This is a genomic window from Laspinema palackyanum D2c (assembly GCF_025370875.1).
Lineage (GTDB): Bacteria > Cyanobacteriota > Cyanobacteriia > Cyanobacteriales > Laspinemataceae > Laspinema > Laspinema palackyanum.
Window position 1 is genome coordinate 1 of record NZ_JAMXFD010000038.1, and the last position, 22,425, is coordinate 22,425.

General features: G+C 48.7%; 14 protein-coding genes and 1 CRISPR repeat array. Of the genes, 11 read left to right on the forward strand and 3 right to left on the reverse strand.

Annotated features, from left to right (window positions below):
* Positions 1–90: 90 nt before the first annotated feature.
* The 7 genes from NG795_RS26045 to NG795_RS26075 all read left to right on the forward strand — a co-directional run bounded on the left by NG795_RS26045 (position 91) and on the right by NG795_RS26075 (position 12,575).
* Positions 91–579, forward strand: coding sequence for a DinB family protein (locus tag NG795_RS26045; RefSeq protein ID WP_367291544.1), 489 nt, complete (start codon positions 91–93; stop codon positions 577–579).
* Positions 580–621: 42 nt separating this feature from the next.
* Positions 622–3,185: direct repeats of the CRISPR family, unit length 37 nt; unit sequence GTTTCAATCCCTGAAAGGGATTAGGGGTTATTGAGAC.
* A 905-nt stretch (positions 3,186–4,090) separates the two neighbouring features.
* Positions 4,091–8,680 carry a glutamate synthase large subunit gene (gene gltB, locus NG795_RS26050; protein ID WP_367291518.1) on the forward strand — a complete coding sequence of 1,530 codons (4,590 nt, stop codon included), beginning with the start codon at positions 4,091–4,093 and terminating at the stop codon, positions 8,678–8,680.
* 147 nt (positions 8,681–8,827) lie between these two features.
* Positions 8,828–9,061 carry a YgiT-type zinc finger protein gene (locus NG795_RS26055; protein WP_367291519.1) on the forward strand — a complete coding sequence of 78 codons (234 nt, stop codon included), beginning with the start codon at positions 8,828–8,830 and terminating at the stop codon, positions 9,059–9,061.
* Between the two features lie 97 nt (positions 9,062–9,158).
* Positions 9,159–9,386 carry a hypothetical protein gene (locus NG795_RS26060; RefSeq protein WP_367291520.1) on the forward strand — a complete coding sequence of 76 codons (228 nt, stop codon included), beginning with the start codon at positions 9,159–9,161 and terminating at the stop codon, positions 9,384–9,386.
* On the forward strand, positions 9,376–9,795 hold the full coding sequence (locus NG795_RS26065) for a putative toxin-antitoxin system toxin component, PIN family (RefSeq protein ID WP_367291521.1): 420 nt from the start codon (positions 9,376–9,378) through the stop codon (positions 9,793–9,795). The genes NG795_RS26060 and NG795_RS26065 overlap by 11 nt, the downstream gene beginning before the upstream one ends.
* A 38-nt stretch (positions 9,796–9,833) precedes the next feature.
* Complete coding sequence (locus NG795_RS26070; RefSeq protein WP_367291522.1) at positions 9,834–10,481, forward strand: Uma2 family endonuclease; 648 nt, start codon at positions 9,834–9,836, stop codon at positions 10,479–10,481.
* Positions 10,482–11,090: 609 nt separating this feature from the next.
* Entirely contained in the window at positions 11,091–12,575 is a 1,485-nt protein-coding gene (locus tag NG795_RS26075; protein WP_367291523.1) for a glutamate synthase subunit beta, read from the forward strand.
* A gap of 110 nt (positions 12,576–12,685) precedes the next feature.
* Here NG795_RS26075 and NG795_RS26080 read toward each other — a convergent pair whose 3' ends face one another.
* Positions 12,686–12,886 carry a hypothetical protein gene (locus NG795_RS26080; protein WP_367291524.1) on the reverse strand — a complete coding sequence of 67 codons (201 nt, stop codon included), beginning with the start codon at positions 12,884–12,886 and terminating at the stop codon, positions 12,686–12,688.
* 633 nt (positions 12,887–13,519) lie between these two features.
* On the opposite strand from NG795_RS26080, the gene NG795_RS26085 reads away from it, so the two are divergent.
* On the forward strand, positions 13,520–13,687 hold the full coding sequence (locus NG795_RS26085) for a hypothetical protein (RefSeq protein ID WP_367291525.1): 168 nt from the start codon (positions 13,520–13,522) through the stop codon (positions 13,685–13,687).
* On the opposite strand, the gene NG795_RS26090 is transcribed toward NG795_RS26085, so the two are convergent.
* Entirely contained in the window at positions 13,671–15,053 is a 1,383-nt protein-coding gene (locus tag NG795_RS26090) for a cytochrome P450 (RefSeq protein WP_367291526.1), read from the reverse strand. The genes NG795_RS26085 and NG795_RS26090 overlap by 17 nt on opposite strands.
* A gap of 43 nt (positions 15,054–15,096) precedes the next feature.
* Positions 15,097–15,753 carry a Coq4 family protein gene (locus tag NG795_RS26095; RefSeq protein WP_367291527.1) on the reverse strand — a complete coding sequence of 219 codons (657 nt, stop codon included), beginning with the start codon at positions 15,751–15,753 and terminating at the stop codon, positions 15,097–15,099.
* 258 nt (positions 15,754–16,011) lie between these two features.
* On the opposite strand from NG795_RS26095, the gene NG795_RS26100 reads away from it, so the two are divergent.
* From NG795_RS26100 to NG795_RS26110, 3 genes are all read left to right on the forward strand, one after another.
* A complete protein-coding gene (locus NG795_RS26100) occupies positions 16,012–17,916 on the forward strand; it encodes a response regulator (protein WP_367291528.1) in 1,905 nt (634 codons plus the stop codon).
* Positions 17,913–20,726, forward strand: a complete 2,814-nt coding sequence (locus tag NG795_RS26105; protein WP_367291529.1) for a PAS domain-containing sensor histidine kinase — start codon at positions 17,913–17,915, stop codon at positions 20,724–20,726. The genes NG795_RS26100 and NG795_RS26105 overlap by 4 nt, the downstream gene beginning before the upstream one ends.
* Positions 20,727–21,478: 752 nt before the next feature.
* Complete coding sequence (locus tag NG795_RS26110; RefSeq protein ID WP_367291530.1) at positions 21,479–21,856, forward strand: response regulator; 378 nt, start codon at positions 21,479–21,481, stop codon at positions 21,854–21,856.
* Positions 21,857–22,425: the final 569 nt, after the last annotated feature.

Genomic DNA, 22,425 nt, shown 5'->3' on the forward strand with positions numbered 1-22,425 from the left:
TGGGCTTCAGCTTCTAATCTGGTACGTCGGACTCCTCATTCATTAGATAAATTTATCACCACAAGTCCTGAAGAGCCCTCCTATCAACTGATGGCAGAATATAATTGCTGGATGAACCAGAATATTTATCAAGTTTGCGAGTCTATACCCGACGAACAACGCAAACAAGATAGAGGAGCATTTTTCAAATCCATTCACGGAACCTTGAACCACCTGCTCTATGGGGATAAAGTCTGGATGGGACGATTTACCCATCAGCCCTTTTCTGGGACATCCCTCTCACAAGAATTGTATGCAGATTTTGCCGAATTGAGAGCCGAACGGGAACAGACAGACCAGCAAATTTTAGACTGGACCCAGAGTTTGGACCCAGACTGGTTAAGTCAACCCTTTGAATATGTCAGTCAGTCGGACCAGAAACGGCGCGTGATGCCTGCCTGGATTTTAGTGACTCATCTGTTCAACCATCAAACTCATCATCGAGGACAGGTGACCACCCTGATTAAACAACTCGGCTATGAACCCGGAGTAACCGATATTCCTTGGATGCCTGGGGTAAGTGGGTTAGGTTCGGAATGATTCGCGAAGGTTCGATGTTAGGGCAATCTATTCATGAGTTGCGTTTCAATCCCTGAAAGGGATTAGGGGTCATTGAGACGCATTCAGTTAGCAGGCACTTCCGTCAATATTGGTTTCAATCCCTGAAAGGGATTAGGGGTCATTGAGACTCGTAATTTCTTCTGCCAGTGAGTAGCATTATCCCTAGTTTCAATCCCTGAAAGGGATTAGGGGTCATTGAGACTCTCGTGTATTCTGAAGCCCTCTGCCTCTTCCGGGTTTCAATCCCTGAAAGGGATTAGGGGTCATTGAGACCCGATCGCCCCGATGCCCGCCAACAAAGGTCACGTCCACTTGGTTTCAATCCCTGAAAGGGATTAGGGGTCATTGAGACTCTTCAATCTCTTGAGGAGTAGGGTTTGATGAGTTGAGTTTCAATCCCTGAAAGGGATTAGGGGTTATTGAGACCTAACGATGCCTTAGACCGACTTAACCATGCCGAGTTTCAATCCCTGAAAGGGATTAGGGGTTATTGAGACGGGGAAAAGTCGGCTAAGATATCACCGTACACCGGTTTCAATCCCTGAAAGGGATTAGGGGTTATTGAGACTCTAGTAGATGGCTGATTTTTTCATAACTACGGTGTTTCAATCCCTGAAAGGGATTAGGGGTTATTGAGACCCGAAAAGGCTGTAATTGTTAATCACAAGGTATTGGTTTCAATCCCTGAAAGGGATTAGGGGTTATTGAGACCCGTGGCAACCGAGGCGATCGCTCCAGATCCGTTGAGTTTCAATCCCTGAAAGGGATTAGGGGTTATTGAGACCTCGGTCATCCCAGTCAAGGGAGAAGAATTCCTGGTTTCAATCCCTGAAAGGGATTAGGGGTTATTGAGACACGCATCAGCAGCATATTTCCGTTGGGGTCTATGCGGTTTCAATCCCTGAAAGGGATTAGGGGTTATTGAGACCGATTAACCTGCTGGAAAATCCAGCAATTTTACCTGTTTCAATCCCTGAAAGGGATTAGGGGTTATTGAGACCTGGAAAGTCAGGGCAAAATCGACGGCGTAGCGACAAGTTTCAATCCCTGAAAGGGATTAGGGGTTATTGAGACCAATCATTACCTAAAATCGGAAGCTAACAAGATAATGTTTCAATCCCTGAAAGGGATTAGGGGTTATTGAGACTAATCGGTCAGTTCTCGCTCATCCATCTGTTTAGGTTTCAATCCCTGAAAGGGATTAGGGGTTATTGAGACTTAAGACCGCCCAGAATTGCATTACCTATCTGTTTCAATCCCTGAAAGGGATTAGGGGTTATTGAGACTCTCGCATTGCTGTCATTAGTTCTACCATTATAGCGTTTCAATCCCTGAAAGGGATTAGGGGTTATTGAGACGAGGTTTCTCACTCCTAGGTGTTCTGGGATTCTTCAGTTTCAATCCCTGAAAGGGATTAGGGGTTATTGAGACTCGCTCAAAACCATAGCCGGTATAGGTGAGGAACGGGTCAGTTTCAATCCCTGAAAGGGATTAGGGGTTATTGAGACAAGATTGATAAGACTCACCTCAGCACATTGTCCCCGTTTCAATCCCTGAAAGGGATTAGGGGTTATTGAGACAAGTCCCTGGAACGCGAAAGGGAACGCCTTCAAAGTTTCAATCCCTGAAAGGGATTAGGGGTTATTGAGACTCTTGTAAAAAATCCAAAAGAACATCGTTATTACTGTTTCAATCCCTGAAAGGGATTAGGGGTTATTGAGACTAACATCAACTAAACGATTTTTAGCACTACTCCTTGTTTCAATCCCTGAAAGGGATTAGGGGTTATTGAGACTCGGCCTGAGATTGGCAGAGGGGAAGTTTTTTAAGTTTCAATCCCTGAAAGGGATTAGGGGTTATTGAGACAATCGTTGAGCCGAAGCTCTGCCAACTCAGAAGGTTTCAATCCCTGAAAGGGATTAGGGGTTATTGAGACCAACTGGCTACGCCTTGCCAACATTGACGAGCGGTTTCAATCCCTGAAAGGGATTAGGGGTTATTGAGACCTGATAAATTGCCAGACTTGCTTAAGGCTTTGGGTGAGTTTCAATCCCTGAAAGGGATTAGGGGTTATTGAGACCTGAATTAGTAGAGGAAGAGTTGTTTAATTTTGGAGTAGAAGTTTCAATCCCTGAAAGGGATTAGGGGTTATTGAGACCTCAGCGGGACCTCCCATTAGAAATAATTATCATGTTTCAATCCCTGAAAGGGATTAGGGGTTATTGAGACTAATTGCATCTGATTGGTTACTTCCAGTTAAGTGTTTCAATCCCTGAAAGGGATTAGGGGTTATTGAGACGCGGCAACGGTTGGACCGGGTACGGGAGGGAGTTGTTTCAATCCCTGAAAGGGATTAGGGGTTATTGAGACTTTTGGGATTCAAGCGATCGCGCTAAATTCACCCTGTTTCAATCCCTGAAAGGGATTAGGGGTTATTGAGACCCGCCCCACAGCCACCCCGCCCCCGAAGTACCCCGTTTCAATCCCTGAAAGGGATTAGGGGTTATTGAGACCTGCGGCGCTAAATCTGCAAGCTCGGATTCGCTGAGTTTCAATCCCTGAAAGGGATTAGGGGTTATTGAGACCGCCGGTATTTGAAACCGTTGCTATATGAAGTTTTCAAGGTGCATTTGCGCGAACTTAGATTTAAAATACCATTACAGCCTGTGATTTGTAAATAGGTCAACTTCATTTTTCCCTCAAATCGTTTCCCTGTATAGCTTTCAGAAGTTGCGCGAACCGGGTAGAAGGGAAGAAAGACTCAATGCCTTATCGAGTAAGGATTTCAGTCTCAAATTTTGTCCCCGGGTTTTCTACAGCTTAGGGTTCGCGCAAATCAGATAAAAATCCGGTGGGGTCCCTGGGTTCTAAAGCCCCTGATGCATTCTCGTTAAAAAAGGACTTTCCTATCGTTAAGTTTAACAGAACAGGGGGCTCAGTGGGTTCAAACCCTCGCCCGTTTGAAACCTTCCCGGATTTACAGCCTCATTTCACAAGCGATCGCCCCTTGGCAACTAGACCTCTTGCAAAATACCGGATAGATCCCTTAATAAGGGGGGCTTTTTAGAATTTTGCCCGCAGTCTACTTGTTAAATTTTGTCAAAGAAACGCGAATTCCTTCTCAAACCCTGATTCCCTCGTGGGAAATGTCAAAAAACCATAGAAAACTGATCCGGCGCTTCAGAGTAGATCCGTTAGAATTTTCCTTAAGAACCGATACCCTAGCGTCTTTTTGACTAAAAATCATCCGACCTAGGCTAGAATCCCTAAACCCAAACTACAGAACCATTAACTGTCCCCTGCTCTCGTTGCCTCCCGTCTGGTCCCGTATTGCCAACATACTTCAAGACCCCTGAACGGTGAATCGCAACGCTTCCCCCTACTCCGGTAGGGTTTCTTTGACTCAACATCCCAAGGCCCATCCTAAAGCTGCGGGTCCTTCCATCTTGACCGCGCTTTCTGACCTGATTTTCCATCCTTAACGAGATTTATGAACCATCAAAAACTGCCACAAAAACAGGGACTCTATGACCCTCAGTTTGAACACGATGCTTGCGGTGTTGGCTTTATTGTTCATCAGAAAGGCCAAAAATCCCACTCTATCGTTGAACAGGCCCTGACTATTCTCCTCAATCTGGACCACCGGGGTGCTTGTGGTTGCGAAAATAATACCGGGGATGGTGCTGGAATCTTAATCCAAGTCCCGGATGTGTTTCTGAAAAAAGTTGCCGCAGCAGAAAACATCGAATTACCCAATGCCGGGGAATATGGGGTGGGCAATATCTATTGCTCTCAGGACCCTGCGATTCGCAAGCAAAGTAGGAGTCTGTTTGAAAAAATAGTCGCCGAGGAAGGGCAAAAGGTTCTGGGATGGCGGGATGTGCCCACGGATAACTCCTCTTTGGGGAATACGGCAAAATCCAGCGAACCCTTTATCTGCCAGGTATTTATCCAACGCAGTGCCAATATTACCGATGATTTGGCGTTCGATCGCAAGCTGTATGTCATCCGCAAACGGGCGGAACGGGAAATCCACACCAGTGGACTGGATTCGTTCTGGTATGTTTGCAGTCTCTCCTGCCGGACCCTGGTTTATAAAGGGATGTTAATGCCGGTCCAGGTGGGGGACTATTTCCCAGAACTCCATGATGAGACGATGGAAAGTGCCCTGGCCCTGGTGCATTCCCGCTTCAGTACCAACACTTTCCCCAGTTGGGAACGGTCTCACCCCTATCGCTACATTGCTCATAATGGGGAAATCAATACCTTACGGGGCAATATCAATTGGATGCACGCCCGGGAGTCCCTGTTTGAGTCGGAACTGTTTGGCGAGGACCTGAAAAAGCTGTATCCGGTGATTGACTTAGAAGGCAGCGATTCGGCGATTTTCGATAATGCGTTGGAAATGCTGTTCCTCTCTGGGCGTTCTTTGCCTCATGCGGTCATGATGATGATTCCAGAACCCTGGACGGCCCATGAGTCCATGAGTCCCGAGAAAAAGGCGTTCTACAAGTACCATTCTTGCTTAATGGAACCCTGGGATGGTCCGGCCTCGATCGCCTTTACGGATGGCACGATGATGGGGGCAGTCCTCGATCGCAATGGTTTACGTCCCTCTCGCTATTACGTCACTAAGGATGATTTAGTGATTATGGCCTCGGAAGCGGGGGTTTTACCGATTGAACCGGAACGAGTTGCCTATAAAGGTCGCCTGCAACCGGGTCGGATGTTCCTGGTGGATATGAAACAGGGTCGGATTATTTCCGATGAAGAAATCAAAACCCAAATTGTCAGCGAACATCCCTATCAGCAGTGGATTGATGAGAATTTAGTCGCCCTTTCTCAACTGAAAGATGCGCCCGAATTGCGGGAAATAGACCCGGTGCCGTTGATTCAGCGACAAATGGCGTTCGGGTACACCTTTGAGGAATTGCGCCTGTTGATGACGCCAATGGCGACCAATGGGGTAGAAGCGATCGGGTCGATGGGAACGGATACGCCGTTGGCGGTGTTAAGCGATCGCCCGAAATTGCTGTATGACTATTTCCAACAATTGTTTGCCCAAGTTACAAATCCCCCGATTGACTCAATTCGGGAGGAAATTGTCACTTCGGCAGAAACGACGATTGGATCGGAACGCAATTTACTCAAACCTACGGCGAAAAGCTGCAATTTAATTGAGTTGAAAACTCCGGTTCTCACCGATGAAGAGTTGGCAAAACTCAAAGCAGTGAATGAAGGGGAGTTTAAATCCACAACCATCCCGATGTTATTTGACCCGACTGCGGGAGTGAAGGGATTGGAAGAGGCCCTGGAAGCGGTTTTTGCGCAGGCAAGTCAGGCGATCGCCTCGGGTACGAATATCCTCATCCTCAGCGATCGCGGGACGAACCGGGAAAAGGCAGCGATTCCCGCATTGTTGGCGGTTTCTGGACTGCATCACCATCTGATTCGCGAGGGCACTCGCACCCGGGTGGGATTAGTGCTGGAATCCGGCGAACCTCGGGAAGTACATCATTTTGCCGCCTTGATTGGATATGGTTGTGGGGCGATTAATCCCTATCTCGCCTTTGAAACCATTGATGACATGATTCGCGAGAAATTACTCGTGAATGTGGAGTATAAAACCGCTGTCAAGAATTACATCAAAGCGGTGACCAAAGGGGTGGTGAAAATTGCCTCGAAGATTGGGATTTCGACGATTCAAAGCTATCGCGGCGCACAGATTTTCGAGGCGATCGGGTTGAATCAGTCGGTGATTAGTCGGTACTTTACCTGGACTGCTTCCCGGATTGAAGGGGTGGATTTAGAGGCGATCGCCAATGAAACCATCATGCGTCATTCTCACGCTTTCCCCGATCGCGATGCCAATGGTCACACCCTGGATGTGGGCGGTGAATACCAATGGCGCAAAGGCGGCGAAGCTCACTTATTGAGTCCGGAAATCATTCACGCCTTGCAACAAGCAGTGCGTGAGGGCAATTACGAACTCTACAAGAAATATGCCGCCAAAGTGAATGAACAAAACCAGAAGTTCTTCACCTTGCGCGGATTGTTGGAGTTTAAGGCACAGGAACCGATTCCTTTAGAAGAAGTAGAACCGATTGAGAACATCATGAAACGGTTTAAAACCGGCGCGATGAGCTATGGTTCGATTTCTAAAGAAGCGCACGAAGCACTGGCGATCGCCATGAACCGAGTGGGTGGCAAGTCCAACACCGGGGAAGGTGGCGAAGACCCCGACCGTTATACTTGGACCAACGAACGGGGAGACTCCAAAAATAGTGCCATCAAGCAGGTGGCATCCGGACGGTTCGGCGTCACCAGCTTGTATCTCTCTCAGGCGAAGGAACTTCAAATCAAAATGGCACAAGGTGCTAAACCCGGAGAAGGCGGACAATTACCGGGATTGAAAGTTTATCCCTGGATTGCCAAAGTGCGCCACTCGACTCCAGGCGTCGGGTTGATTTCGCCCCCGCCTCACCATGATATCTACTCCATCGAAGACTTAGCGGAGTTGATTCATGACCTGAAAAATGCCAACCGCAACGCCCGAGTTAACGTGAAGTTAGTCTCAGAAGTCGGTGTGGGAACCATTGCTGCTGGGGTTGCCAAAGCACACGCGGATGTAGTCCTCGTCTCGGGATTTGATGGCGGTACGGGTGCTTCCCCCCAAACCTCGATTAAACACGCCGGTTTACCCTGGGAGTTAGGATTGGCGGAAACCCATCAAACCCTGGTTTTAAACAATCTGCGGAGTCGGATTGTGGTAGAAACCGATGGACAGATGAAGACAGGACGGGACGTGGCGATCGCTGCCTTACTCGGTGCCGAAGAATACGGATTTTCCACCGCACCTTTGGTCACCTTGGGCTGTATTATGATGCGCGTCTGCCATAAAAACACCTGTCCCGTGGGAATTGCCACCCAAGATCCGCAACTGCGGGCCAAATTCATGGGAGACCCCGAATATGCGGCCAACTTCATGAGATTTATCGCCCAAGAACTGCGAGAAATCATGGCCCAGCTTGGGTTCCGGACCCTGAATGAAATGGTGGGACGGACCGACTTGCTGGAACCGAAGAAAGCAGTGGACCACTGGAAAGCGAAAGGAATTGACCTTTCCAACATCCTGTATCAACCGCAAGTCGGTCCGGAAGTGGGTCGCTATTGCCAGATTCCCCAGGACCACGGATTAGAGAAATCCCTGGATATGACAGTGTTGCTGGATCTGTGCAAAGGGGCGATCGACAACGGCGAAAAAGTCAAAGCAACCCTCCCGATTACCAACATTAACCGCGTCGTTGGCACCATCCTCGGCAACGAAATCACCAAAAAACATTGGGATGGATTGCCAGATGGCACGATTCACCTGCATTTCCAAGGAAGTGCGGGACAAAGTTTCGGGGCCTTTGTACCCAAAGGCGTCACCCTAGAACTGGAAGGGGACGGCAACGATTACATCGGCAAAGGACTCAGTGGCGGTAAAATTATCGTTTATCCGTCCAAGAAATCCACCTTAGTCCCCCATGAGAACATCATCGCTGGCAACGTCGCCCTTTATGGTGCAACCAGTGGCGAACTCTATCTGTCGGGGATTGCCGGGGAACGGTTCGCCGTCCGCAACTCTGGGGTTCATGCCGTTGTCGAAGGTGTCGGTGACCACGGATGTGAGTATATGACCGGCGGTAAAGTCGTCGTGATTGGACCTGCCGGACGGAACTTTGCTGCGGGGATGAGTGGCGGCGTCGCCTACATCCTGGATGAATCGGGAGATTTCGCCACCCGGTGTAATACCCAGATGGCGGATATGGAGAAGTTGGAAGAACCGAGTGAAATTGCGATCGTCCGGGAGATGATCCAGAAACACGCGGATTATACCAACAGTCCCAAAGCGGCAGCAGTGTTAGCAAACTGGGAGGAAATGGTTCCTAAGTTTGTGAAGGTAATGCCACGGGATTACAAGCGGGTATTGCAAGCGTTGGAAAGTGCATTAGCGTCCGGTTTAAGCGGCGATGATGCCTTGGATGCAGCGTTTGAACAGAATGCCCGAGATGTTGCCCGGATTGGGGGTAGCTAGGTTATAGTTAGGAGGGTGGGCTGTTGCCTGCCCTCTTTTGATTTGGGGAGGGATGAACCACGGATTACACAGATTTTCACGGAGAGACAGAGATTTTTTCACTGATGCGAATCGTTGGATTGATTTTTGAACCAGGAATCTCTAATTATGATTGATGATTTTTTTCAAGAAACATTGATAGCAAAAAAGGTAACTTACACCTTAGAATTGAATGGCAAATTTTTTATGATTGAAAATGTCCCCGCCCGAGTTTGTGAAGAAACGGGGGACTCGTTTTTTTCTCCCGAGACAGTAGAGCGAATTCAGCAAATGATTGGGGGACAAGAAAAACCTAAGCGAGTTATAGAAACTCCTGTTTATGAGTTTAGTCTGATTCCATAGAATCCACTCTCTGACGCTAAGGTTACCTCAGTTCTCCAATAAATTACGGCATCTTGATTTCAACGATAGTACATCAGTAAAAAAACAAATTTTGGACATGGAAACTAAAACAATTACTATTCGCGTTAATGCCGAAGCTGCACGAATTTTTGAAAATGCCTCGGAAGAACAGCAACGGAAGTTAGAGGTGTTGTTGAGTTTAAAGTTGACTGAAGCCACTCGCTCAAAACAAAGTTTAGAAGAACTGATGAACGATATTAGTAGCAAAGCCCAAGAAAGAGGGTTGACCCCGGAAATATTGGACTCGATTTTAAATGATGAGTAACCTTCGCTATGTCTTTGACACTAATGTAATTGTCAGCGCTTTGTTGTTTGAAAGAGGAAAACCCTCTCAATCTTTGAGATATGCTTTACAGCATGGAGACATTCTATTGTCTGTAGAGTTATTAGAAGAGTTGACTCAAGTTTTGGGGCGGAAAAAATTTAATCGATACCTTACCTCAGAAGAACGAGAAGCGTTTTTAGATAAGCTGGTTGAATGTTCGAGGTTAGTTGAAAATATTCAAACTGTTGAAGTATGCCGCGATCCAAAAGATAACCATATTTTAGAACTGGCCTTGAGTGGAGAAGCCGAATATATCATTAGTGGCGATCGCGATTTATTGGTAATGAACCCTTTTCAGGATGTAAAGATACTGACACCAGAAGATTTTCTGCAAACGATTGAAGACTAAACCTTAAGTTAAAATGCCCCATTATATTGGAGGAAACTATGGAAGTTCAAATTAAACAAATTATTCTCCAACCGGCTACACAATTCTTGATAACTGATGTTAGTTGGCCGATGTATGAACAACTGTTAGAGGAGTATGCTGAAAAACCGGGTGTGCGGATTAATTATAGTCAGGGGGTCTTAGAAGTTATGGTACCCTTACCGGAACATGAAGATGATAAAATTATTATTAGTAACTTGGTGGAAGTTTTGCTGGAAGAACTCGACATCGAGTTTAGAAATCTGGCTTCTACTACGTTTAAAAGTGAAAAAATGCAACAGGGTTTAGAAGCGGATAGCTGTTTCTATATTGAAAATGAGGCAGCTATTCGCGGGAAAAAGCGGATTGATTTAACGGTAGACCCGCCGCCAGATTTGGCGATTGAAATTGATATCACTGCTCGAACTCGGTTTAATAATTATGAGGCATTAGGGGTGGGGGAACTGTGGCGGTTTGACGGGACGAGGTTGGAAATTAATGTGTTGCAAGGGGGAAAATATGTTCAGGTGAGTGAAAGTCCTCATTTTCCTGGGTTGCCTTTGGGTGAGGTGATTCCTCAGTATTTAGAGCAAAGTAAAGTTGAAGGGAGAAATAAAGCAATCAAGGCGTTTCGCGCTTGGGTGAGGGGGAGGACTGAGGGAAGTTAGGGCGTCGGTAGAGTAAAGGTTAGAAACCGGGTTTCTTAAACAAAATGTGGGTGATTAGCAACAGATTAAGTTAAGAAACCCGGTTTCTGGTCCTAGCTTCTCTCCTTTCTTTGCAGGAAGTCTGGGACGATACGGCGGATGATATTTATGCTGAGTTACTCTAAAAAGTAAAGTGATTTGCGTTCCCTGTGGGTTTGGTGGATTTATCCAGTTCAATGCCGATCGCACCCCTGCATAAAAGCTCAGAAGTTGGGGATAAAGGCAATCCATAGGTGAACTGACCCTGCCTACAACTGTGCCTCTACTCAGTTCAAGGATGCCCTCGGAACCGGCAAAATGTTGGAAAATGATAACATTTGGAATCCTCGGAGATTTGTGGGGGGTAGGGGGAGAGAACCCGCTTGGGATGAGGATTGGCTGGATTTTTAAATGGGTCATCTTTAGGGCCTTGCTTAACAATTCGATATTCACTTTCAATGAAGGCAATGATAAAATACGGCAAACCTGTAGAATCAAACGGCTTGTCAGCGATCGCCTGTACAGTTTTGACTGTCTACTTATCCCGCCTTTTAACCGCAACCCCCGTATTTTGAACAGAGGACACTAACGATGGGAAAACCCACTGGCTTTATTGAATTCCTGCGCGAATTACCGTCTGAACTGAACCCCCTCGATCGCATCGCCAATTGGGATGAGTTCCACCTGCACATGGAGGAGGACAAGCTACGCACCCAGGCGGCGCGTTGTATGGATTGTGGCACTCCTTTCTGTCATACCGGCACTTTGATTAGTGGGATGGCAAGCGGTTGTCCGGTGAATAACCTGATCCCGGAGTGGAATGACTTGGTGTATCGGGGTCTGTGGCATGAAGCACTCGATCGCCTCCACAAAACGAACAATTTCCCGGAATTTACGGGTCGCGTCTGTCCCGCGCCTTGTGAAGGGTCCTGCGTCCTAGGAATTACGAACCCTCCGGTGACGATTAAAAATATTGAAAATACCATCGCGGACAAGGGATGGGATGAGGGATGGATTACCCCGGAACCTCCGGAAAAACGCACGGGGAAAAAAGTGGCGGTGATCGGTTCCGGTCCTGCTGGATTGGCGGCAGCAGCGCAGTTGAACCGGGTTGGACATGAAGTGACCGTGTATGAAAGGGCCGATCGCCCTGGTGGATTGCTGATGTATGGCATTCCTAACATGAAGTTGGATAAGGAACAAGTGGTATTACGCCGGATTAAACTCCTGGAAGATGAAGGGGTGAAATTTGTCTGTAATACAGAAGTCGGCAAAGATATCACGGCGCAACAACTGATGGAAGAGTATGATGCGGTGATTCTCTGTACTGGCGCAACCAAACCCCGGGATTTACCCATTGAAGGGCGGGATCTCCAGGGGATTTACTTCGCGATGGACTTCCTCACAGGGAATACCAAAGCGGTTTTAGACCGACACAAAAACGGTAGCTTTATTTCTGCTGAAGGCAAAGATGTGGTGATTATCGGGGGGGGTGACACGGGGACTGACTGTGTGGGAACCTCTGTGCGTCATGGATGCAACAGTGTGGTGCAGTTGGAAATTTTGCCGAAACCTCCCGAAACTCGGGCCTCTAACAATCCTTGGCCGGAATGGCCGAAGGTGTATAAGTTAGATTATGGTCAGGAAGAGGCAGCGGCGAAATTTGGGGCTGACCCTCGGGTTTATACCACCACGGCGACGAAGTTTGAGGGGGATGATAAAGGCCGGGTGAAAGCTGTGCATACAGTGGTGGTAGAATGGCTCAAGGATGAACAAGGCCGCTTTACTCCGAAGCCGGTTCCGGGGACGGAGAAGGTGGTTCCGACTCAGTTGGTGCTGTTGGCGATGGGATTCTTGGGTCCAGAACAGCCCCTGTTGGATTCCTTGGGATTAGAACGGGATGGCCGCAGCAATGTCAAAGCGGAACATGAGCACTATACAACCAGTCTTCCCGGGGTGTTTGCGGCAGGAGATTGCCGTCGGGGTCAGAGTCTGGTGGTTTGGGCGATTAATGAAGGTCGCGGGGTGGCACGGGAGTGCGATCGCTACCTGATGGGAAATACGGATTTACCGTAAGTCTGAAAACCCTTTTGCCGCCGAAGGGAACTGCGATCGCAGGTTCAGCATCGGCGGCATCCCCACCGGGATAAATTGAGGGCAGTTGCCTCTAATCTGCTAGATTTGCCTTAGTAACTATCCTCACCGGGAACTTCATCCTCGGTTTCAACAGCTTTGGTTCCGGCGAGGTCCAACGAGGCATCGTGAATTGCTTGCCATAAAGAAATCAACTCAGTGCCGCTGAGGTCACTACTTTTATACTCTTTGACGGCCTCTTCTACTTCCTTTTGAGTATGCAGATGGGGCACGGTTTGGTTATCCGATGACATAAAACAACCTCTACGAATCAAACTAACGACTTATGATTGAGGGATGGGTTGTGAATGAATGAGTAATTCTTCACCCATCCTGGACAATCCTGTTTCAAGGAAAGGTGGATAGGCAGGAACGCCTAAAACCTCTAAATCCTAGCCCCCCATTCCTACAGAAATATCCCTTTAGGATCGGGATAAAGTGACAGTTGAATGGGGATTCGCCGATTTGACTTTATTGTAATCAAATTTCCTTAAAAAAAGGATTAACTGTTACATTTTTTCGCAATTCGTGATAAAAATTCCATAAAGATTTAAGAATTAGAAAGTGATAACGTTAACCTTTAATGCTGCGATCGCCACTGTCTGCTCTCTAGGGCGTCGGTATCCGATGAGATGCCAACGACCAAAAATGGGGGTACTCGCCCAAATTTTGGGCGTTCTGGGCAGATATTGGGCTAATACTGTATTGGTGTTCTCGGAGTGTTGCTGTTTTTATTTCAGGATGGGGTTATTTAGTATAATAGAGGGCGTCTTACAGCAGTTATTTAAGGGCATTAAGGACTGGCAGCAGCGTGCTGGCTGATAGCAAGGTGGGGGCAAGATGCTCTCACTCCGGTCAAGAATTTTGGGATTCATGATGATTGCTGGATGGGCAATCTCAGGGTTTATACAGGGTGTTCCTGGGGAGATTGTCCTTCTCCACCGGGTGGGGTTATTACGCCTGAAATGAGGCGATCGCCTGAGTTTGGCAGTTCAGTTTACCGGAAAGAGGCGATCGCAATTTTTGATGAAAAGCCGATTATTTGCGCTGCGTAACGCGCAATGCTATATCTCCGGCTGGAGCAAAAGTCACCCCGCGTCGAGCCGGGAAAATTGGGCGCGGGTTGATGAGTTCAAGGGAATAGTGGGACATAACCGTTGCCAGAACTAATTTCATTTCAAATAAGGCAAAAGCTGCTCCTAAACAGCGGCGGTTTCCTCCTCCAAAGGGTATATATTCATAGGGGGAATATTGCCGGTCTAAAAACCGCTCAGGCTTAAAGGTTTTGGGGTCAGGATAAATTTCCGGATTGTGATGCAATAAGTAAATACAAATGGTGAGCATCATTCCCTCGGGAATCTGGTAGTCTACTAAGGGCATCGGTTGTTTTGGAACCCGAGGAAATGCAAAGAAAAGAACGGGATAAATTCGCAGAGTTTCTGAACAAACCGCATTTAAGTAAGGGAGGCGAGTAATCGCTGTGGGGTCGCTTGTTTTGATATCAATTGATTGTAATTCTTGTAGCAATTTTTCACGAACATCGGGTCGGTAATGCAGCCAGTAAAGCGCCCAAGCCAATGCTGTTGCTGTGGTTTCATGACCGGCAAATAGCAGGGTCATTAATTCATCGCGCAATTCTACATCGCTCATCGGCTGGCCCTCTTCATCCTGGGCATTTAGGAGTAAACTGAGGATATCTTCTCCTGAAAAATTACCTTGGGCGCGCCGTTCTTGGATTTCTTGATAGAGTAGGCGATCGAGTAATTCTCGCTTGCGGAGGAAGTTGCCCCAGGGGCTCCAGGGTCCCAAATCTTTTTGGAGGGTTTTGAAGAAAAGAAAGACCGATTTAAAGGGAGAGTTAAAAGAATCCAACATTTCGGTCAAAAGTTGGAGGATTTGTTGATAGCGATCGCCTTCTTTCAAGCCAAAGACTGCTCGCAAAATTGTTTCCAGCGAAACTTCTTGCATGGTTTCCCTTGCTAAAAAAGTTTTGCCGATGGATTGGCGGGCGATCGCCTGATCGGCAATGTTACAAATTAACTCCCCATAGTTTCGCATTCGTTCCCCATGAAAAGGGGGCATTAACAGTTTGCGTTGTTGCTTATGGCGATTGCCATCCAGGAGAATTAGTGAATTATCTCCGACTAAAGGAAGAACGAGGTCAAGACCCACCCCGGAATCAAAAGTGTTTTCATCTGCGGTAAAAATTTGTTGAATAGCTTTCGGGTCATTAACCATGATCACTTCAGGAAATCGCCCAAAGCCAGGAACCAGAAAAAGCTCTCCATATTGCGATCGCATCTGGTCTAAAAAATCCATCGGGTTCAGAATCATAGACAGGCTATCCCAGAGAGTAGAACGGGCCGGTCCCTTGGGTAAATGAACCTCAGAAGCAGCGGGATGACTGGACAGTGAACTCATGGTTTATCCATTCCTATTTTAAATTCAAACTTTTGTCAGAAAGCTACCTTGAAGGTAGGGCGGGGTCCGCAATTATTCCCGGAATTTCATCAACTGTTGCCGGTAATCCTAAGTTTAGACGCACCTGGGCGACGGGTTCCTGCCAATGGTCTTCAAACCGATAACCGAGTAAAAAATCAGCCTGTTTTCCCAGTGCTTGTCCTTTCGCTAGATTAGCCCGGATAGCCCCGCGCTGTCGAGGGGCCAAAAGCGGATAGAGGATTTTAGCAAACGTGAGACTCACTTTTAGGGCGGGACTGTAATTTTGCGCTGCTGCAAAGGCTAAAACGCCAATTTCTCCGGCATAGCTGGTATCAAAGCCGAGTAAACAGTGGAAAATATCGTGAGTTACCGCATAGCGGAGGGCGAAGACATTGCGTTGGGCGATCGCATCGAATTCGCGGCTGACATTAAAGGGTTTGAGTTGATTTTTTGTGAGATGATCGGCATATTCGCGCCCGAAAGTACCGGGAGGATATTGTAACAACTGTTCGACATTAATCTCGGGATAGTATCCCGTTACCGATGCCAGTTTGGGGGCCAGATTTGGATGAGCTTTGGCACCCAAAGCATCCGCTTTTAACAGAGCAAAATCCCCTAATTTTCGGGATTTCTGGTAGAGTTGAAAGGCGCGATAGAGCGGTTTAACTTGAATACCCATAGGGGTAAAACCCAGAGATAGACTACTGCTATTCTAATTCACAGCAGTTTGGAGCGGTGAGTTCAGTACCTGGGAAATCCCCAAGAGAAGAAGCGACGGGGAAACTATACTTTTTGTAAACTAGAGCAAAAGCGCGTTCACCCCTGGAGTAAAATTGGTCTCAACCAAAACAACCCACCCTATACCCAAACCCCGCGTATGAGGAGATACCGAGTCCCAAATCCCATGACATAGCAACTGATACAGACCCTCAGAATCATGAAAATCATTCTAGTTGAAGATGACGAACCGGCCAGTGCAGCCCTTTCCGTCGCCTTGAGAAAGCAGAACTATAGCGTAGAAGTGGCAGCAGATGGGCAAACGGCCCTGGAACTGGCCACCATGTTGGAATGCGACCTGATTTTACTCGACTTAGTAATTCCCAAACTTGATGGCATCAGCTTGTGCCGGAAACTGCGGGAACAAGGCTATCAAAAACCCATCCTGTTGCTGACGGCGAAAGACTCTCCCCAGGATATTGTCACTGGATTGGATGCGGGGGCGGATGATTATGTAGTCAAACCCTATAATCTCTCGGAACTCATGGCGCGGATCCGGGCTTTGCTACGACGAGGGACAACCCCAGTCACCGAGACCCTAACCTGGTTAGACTTGTGCTTAAACCCCGTTTCTGGGGAAGTCACCTGGAATGGACAATCCTTGGGGGTGACAGCGACGGAATATAAGCTCTTGGAACTGTTTTTGAGAAATCCGCAACGGGTGTTTAGTCGCAGTGCCATCATCGATCGCCTCTGGTCCTTTGATGATTCCCCCACAGAAAATGCCGTAACCGTTCATATTAAAGACCTGCGGCAGAAATTCAAAGCCATCGGCATTGACAAAGACCCCATTGAAACCGTCTATGGACTCGGGTATCGACTCAAACCCGCCACCGAGCCCAATCCTGAGACCCCCGAAACTGAAACAACCCCAAAGCAGAAGACTCCCAACCCGGGGAAGAAATTACAAGCGATCGCCTCCATTGCCCAGATTCTGGAAAAATATCGACCCCGGTTAAACGAACAAATTGCCCTCCTACGGCAAGCCTACAACGCTCTAGCTGAGGGAAAACTCACCAACGAACTCCAGGAACAAGCCATCCAGGAAGCCCATAAACTGGCCGGGTCCTTGGGTCCCTTCGGCTATTTAGAAGGCTCCAACCTGGCGCGGAAAATTGAATACCTGCTGATGTCACCCACCCTTCTAGGGACTTCTGAAACCGAGCAGTTGGAGCAACTGACCCGAGCGTTAAGCGAAGAACTGACCCAACCCCCAACCGAGAGCAGCCTAGAAATCCCGGCCCCTGCCAAAGGGCGGACCCTGCTGGTGGTTGACTCTGATCGGGCGATCGCCACCACCCTCAACGCCCAAGCTGCCAACCTCGGAATGGGGGTAGAAAGCGCCCTCACCCTCACCGCAGCGCGTCAAGCGATCGCCCGGACAACCCCGGATCTGATTCTCCTGGATATCGCCTGTCCTGAAACCAGCACCTCCCCCGGGGAAAAAGCCGGACTGCGATGGTTGCAGGAAGTCAGCCACCAATTTCCCACCCTGCCGATTTTAGTCTTTACCGCCCTGGATAACCTCGCCGATCGCGTTGCCGTGTCGCGGTGCGGAGGACGGGGATTTTTGCTCAAACCCGCCTCCAGTGACCAAATTTTCAAAGCGATCGCCCAAGTTCTGCCCCCCAAAGCCACCCCAGAAGCCAAGGTCCTCATCGTCGATGACGACCCTGCCGCCCTTGCTGTCATGAAAGAACTCCTGCAACCCTGGGGACTCGAAGTCACCACCCTCAACAATTCCGAAAAATTTTGGGAAATTTTGACCACCGTCGCCCCCCATCTGCTGATTTTGGATCTAGAAATGCCAAAATTTAATGGCATTGACCTCTGTCAAGTCGTGCGACAAGACCCCAACTGGGGGGACCTGCCGATTTTAGTCGTCACCGCTCACACCGATGCTCAATCCCTGCGCCAAGTCTTCGCCGTAGGGGCCGATGATTTTATTGGCAAACCGATTGTCGGGCCCGAATTAGTCACCCGCATTACCAGCCGGATCGAACGCGATCGCTTTCGGCAACAACTGGAAGCCCTCAAACACAAAACAAAAGAACAGCAGCCATGAACGGCATTTCCGACTGGGATAAAAGCCAAGCACAACTGATTGCCGAACTGCAAGAACTTCGCCGGGAAGTTCATCGCCTGGGCGGGGAGACCCTCGCGCCGGAGGAATCCCTGACCTCAATCCCCTTATCGGCTCATGAAAATCGGGTTCGCGACATCCTCAATCTGGCCCCCCTGCCCTTGATGATCCATACCCAAAAGGGGGAAATCATCCAAATCAACAAAGCCTGGACCGATCTCACCGGATACCATCATCGCGACATTCCCACCATCGCCGACTGGACAAGGCAAGCCCATCCCGACTGTTCCCAGGAGGTGCAAACCGCCATTGCCGAACTCTACGATTTGCAGGAACAGATCATCTGCACAGCAGAATACACCATCACCACCAAAACCGGCAAAAACCGGACCTGGCAGTTTACCTGTGCCCCCCTCGGAACCCTCGCCGATGGGCGGCGAGTGGCGATTAGTATGGCCACAGATATCACCGATCTCAAACAAACCGAAGCCAGGGTGCAACAAACCAATCTGGAACTGGAAACCCGGGTTGCCGAACGGACCGCCCAACTGAGTGCCCTCACCGATCGCCTGCAACAGGAACTCACCGAACGTCAGCAGACCGAACAACTCCTGCAACAACAAGCCCAGTTGTTAGAGTTAGCTCACGATACCATCCTCACCCGAGACCTCAAGGGTCGCATCACCTTTTGGAACCGGGGTGCAGAACGAATGTATGGGATTTCCAAATCCGAGGCGATCGGGCAAATTTCTCACGAACTCCTCGCCTCCGAATTTCCCCAACCCCTAGCTGAAATCGAAGCCGAACTGCTGAGGGTGGGATACTGGGAAGGGGAAATTACCCATACCCCACCCCACGGCATCCCGTTGATCGTCGCTTCGCGCTGGGTCTTGCAGTACGATGAATTTCAACAACCTCTGCAAGTGCTGGAAATTAACAACAATATTACCCGTCGCCACCAAGCTGAAGCCGACCTGCGCGAAAGTGAGTCTCGGTTCCGTCAGTTGGCGGAAAATATACGAGATATCTTCTGGAGTGCGGATCTCAAGCGCAAAGAATTGATCTATATCAATCCGGCGTATGAAAAGATGTGGGGTCGCAGTTGTGAAACACTGTATCAGAACCCGGACGACTGGCTGGATGCAATTCATCCTGAAGACCGCCCCCGAGTGGAACAGGGGGTGAGTCAAAAATATTTAAACGGGGAATATGATCAAGAGTATCGGATCTTGCGCCCCGATGGTTCCCTGCGTTGGATTCACTCTCGGGCCTTTCCGATTCGGGATCAGAGGGGAAAATTAGTGAGAGTGGCCGGATTGGCAACAGATATCACCGATCGCAAAACCGCAGAACGCGCCCTGCAAGCCTCTCAAGCGCGATTAGCCGGGTTGGTGGAAATTGCCGGAGATGCGATCCTTTCAGTGGATGCTCAACAACGGATTACTTTATTTAATCAAGGTGCAGAACGTATTTTTGGCTATTGTGCAGCGGAGGTTTTGGGTCAACCGTTGGACCTGCTGATGCCTAGTCGCTTTGTCAACAATCACCGTCTCTGGGTCGAGAATTTTGGCAAAACCTCCGTTAGAGCCGGATCAATGGGAGAGGGGACCGAAATTACCGCCCGTCGTGCCGATGGGACGGAGTTTCCCGCAGAAGCATCGATTTCTAAGTTGGAGATTGAGGGAGAACAAATTTTTACGGCCATTTTGCGCGATATTAGCGATCGCAAACGCACTGAAGCGGCCTTATCTCAACTGGCGGCGATCGTTGAGGATTCTGAAGATGCGATTTTTAGCAAAACCCTGGATGGGACGGTGGTGAGTTGGAATGCCAGTGCACAAAAGTTATTTGGGTACTCTCCCCCAGAGGCGATCGGTCAGTCGATTTTGACCCTGATCGTACCGAGCGATCGCCAGTCTGAGGAAACCACCCTGCTAGAGAAAATTGTCCAGGGTGAATCGGTGCAACAGTTTGAAACGGTGCGGATGCGAAAGAATGAGACGTTGATTCATGTCGCCTTGACGATTTCTCCGGTGAAAGATGGGCGAGGGAAGATGATCGGGATTTCCACGATCGCCCGGGACATTAGCGATCGCCGTCAAATTGAACGAATGAAAAATGAATTTATCTCGATTGTTTCTCACGAAATCCGCACCCCCCTCACTTCGATTCGCGGGGCGATCGGACTGCTTGCTAGTGGGATTTATCAAAATAAGCCCGAACGAGTCCAGCGAATGCTAGAAATTGCCCTGACTGACAGCGATCGCTTGGTGCGTCTGGTGAATGATATTTTGGATTTAGAACGGCTGGAGTCCGGTCGTCTGGAATTAGTCAAGGAACGATGTGATGCGGCCAAGGCGATCGCCCAAGCCGTAGAAGGTCTCCAGGCGATCGCCGACCAGGCAGGAGTCCGCTTCTCCTTACCCCCTGGTACTGCCACCGTCTGGGCCTCTCCCGATGCCCTTCAGCAGGTTTTGACCAATTTGCTCAGTAATGCGATTAAATTTTCTCCCCCTCAAAGTATCATTACCCTGACCGTTCAACCCCAATGGCAAGGAGTTCTATTCGCCGTCCAAGATTCCGGTCGAGGCATTCCACCGGATAAACTAGAGATGATTTTCAACCCCTTCCAACAGGTAGATGCCTCCGACTCCCGGCAAAAAGGGGGAACCGGGTTAGGGTTGACCATTTGTCAGCGCATCGTCCATCAACATGGAGGCCGCTTATGGGTCGAAAGTACCCTGGGTGAGGGAAGTACCTTTTACTTTACCCTGGACGATCCTCCCCATTGATGCCAGAAATCGGGAAATGAGGTTTCTTAATCAGTTCTTCATGTTGCTCGGGTAATCTAAACATCAATAGGCAACGATTCGGTGGATTGAATACACTTAACTCCCTCAGTCCTGGGGGATAAAATGCTGAATCTCAAAGCTTATGCGCTATTTTAAAGACCTTCAAGCCCAGATGTGAACGGGAGGAAAATCTGGGGCAGTTTTGACCCGTTAAAATTGGACCCGGGTATTGTCGGGTCCCGGTGAGCAACTGCGGACCCAGAGGCCCTAACTCCATAGCCATTACAGTCCTGGATAAATTACCCTGAACACTTTGATTTAAAAGTCTTATAGTGAGCCGCTCAATCCGTGATGAATCCAGGTCCGAGGCGATCGCCTCGGACCGGGAAAGGGGGACCGGGTTGGTGTCTTCAAATGATGACTTTTACCGGCCAAATTTGGATTAAATCTCGGGGTGATTCCGGCAACCGACGGGTTCGATAAAATTCAGTGATTGACAAATTCTCCAGGATCATGGAGAATCCTTTCTCGGAGGGGAAACGGCAATCTCGTCCATTCCCTAGACTGCCTCAGGGTGAAGCCAAGAATACCCAAAAAAAGTGTTTGAGGGGGACCACAGGGAACCGAAAAAATCGGGAAAACCGGCAGGGTTTTCTGCGATCGCATCGAGGTAGAAAATCTAGCCCATAGTAACAACAATTAAATCCAGTTGCTCGCCATTTTCCTAATATTTATTGGACTTAGAGGGGGCTATGAATGAGAAACTCATCTTAGTGGTTGATGATGAAATTACGGTTCGAGAGGTTGTACAAATTTGCTTAGAAGACCTAGGGGGATGGCGGGTTTTATTAGCGCCATCAGCTCAAGATGGGTTAAATCTGGCAGCTACAGAGCAACCGGATGCGATCGTGCTGGATATTTCCATGCCGGGAATGGATGGCTTTGCTTTTCTCGATCGCCTCAAAAAAAATCCCCAGTCCCAGTCAATTCCGGTGGTTTTGTTGACCGCCAAAGCACTTTGGTTTACCCAACATCAGCTTGAGCAGCTAAAAGTCGTCGGTGCTATTTCTAAACCCTTCAATTCCCTCACCCTCTCCCAGACGATCGCCACCATGCTGGGGTGGGAATAACCCCATGGGGGCATCTTCTTCCCGGAAGTTCCTCTGTGGGTCTTTATGAGTTCTTTATCTTTGCGGGATACTCTCGTCCGTTGTGCCTTCCAGTCAATCAAAATTCACGGGCTTAGAGAGCTGGGACCGGCTCAAGCTCACCCTGTTGCGACTTCATCTTAACAACCTGCTCAGGGTTATTTCCCCGCAAGCAGCAAATCCAGGGTTTTGTAGGGGGTGGCTTGCCCATTCGGGGAAATGAGATTGTGCAACTTCTTTGATTCAGGAAGAATCGCTCATGTTTATAATTAAAATAGCCAGATTACGCTTCCGCTCTCTGAAGAGACCCAAGGTAACTTATGACCAACCAGAAATTATACGTTTAATATCTTCCCCTGTCAAGAACAAGATATCCAGCCCAATGGGTGCTGATTTCTAAGCCGATTCCGTTGCTAAACCCATTCAGGCTGGCATTTGCCTTCCTTCACCTTCCGGGTTGCACCCCATGCCCTCGGGGACGCAACTGAGGAAGCGAGGGTGATCACCCCCCCGGAAACACTCAGCTTGATTTTCCGGTAAGGATTGCGAGT

Bases quoted from the DNA above. Each gene is read 5' to 3' on its own strand.
- gltB (WP_367291518.1), top strand. From the start codon at position 4,091: ATGAACCATCAAAAACTGCCACAAAAACAGGGACTCTATGACCCTCAG.
- NG795_RS26045 (WP_367291544.1), top strand. From the start codon at position 91: ATGGCAGAATATAATTGCTGGATGAACCAGAATATTTATCAAGTTTGC.
- NG795_RS26080 (WP_367291524.1), bottom strand. From the start codon at position 12,886: ATGTCATCGGATAACCAAACCGTGCCCCATCTGCATACTCAAAAGGAA.
- NG795_RS26095 (WP_367291527.1), bottom strand. From the start codon at position 15,753: ATGGGTATTCAAGTTAAACCGCTCTATCGCGCCTTTCAACTCTACCAG.
- NG795_RS26060 (WP_367291520.1), top strand. From the start codon at position 9,159: ATGGAAACTAAAACAATTACTATTCGCGTTAATGCCGAAGCTGCACGA.
- NG795_RS26090 (WP_367291526.1), bottom strand. From the start codon at position 15,053: ATGAGTTCACTGTCCAGTCATCCCGCTGCTTCTGAGGTTCATTTACCC.
- NG795_RS26075 (WP_367291523.1), top strand. From the start codon at position 11,091: ATGGGAAAACCCACTGGCTTTATTGAATTCCTGCGCGAATTACCGTCT.
- NG795_RS26055 (WP_367291519.1), top strand. From the start codon at position 8,828: ATGATTGATGATTTTTTTCAAGAAACATTGATAGCAAAAAAGGTAACT.
- NG795_RS26065 (WP_367291521.1), top strand. From the start codon at position 9,376: ATGATGAGTAACCTTCGCTATGTCTTTGACACTAATGTAATTGTCAGC.
- NG795_RS26085 (WP_367291525.1), top strand. From the start codon at position 13,520: ATGGGCAATCTCAGGGTTTATACAGGGTGTTCCTGGGGAGATTGTCCT.
- NG795_RS26105 (WP_367291529.1), top strand. From the start codon at position 17,913: ATGAACGGCATTTCCGACTGGGATAAAAGCCAAGCACAACTGATTGCC.
- NG795_RS26070 (WP_367291522.1), top strand. From the start codon at position 9,834: ATGGAAGTTCAAATTAAACAAATTATTCTCCAACCGGCTACACAATTC.
- NG795_RS26100 (WP_367291528.1), top strand. From the start codon at position 16,012: ATGAAAATCATTCTAGTTGAAGATGACGAACCGGCCAGTGCAGCCCTT.
- NG795_RS26110 (WP_367291530.1), top strand. From the start codon at position 21,479: ATGAATGAGAAACTCATCTTAGTGGTTGATGATGAAATTACGGTTCGA.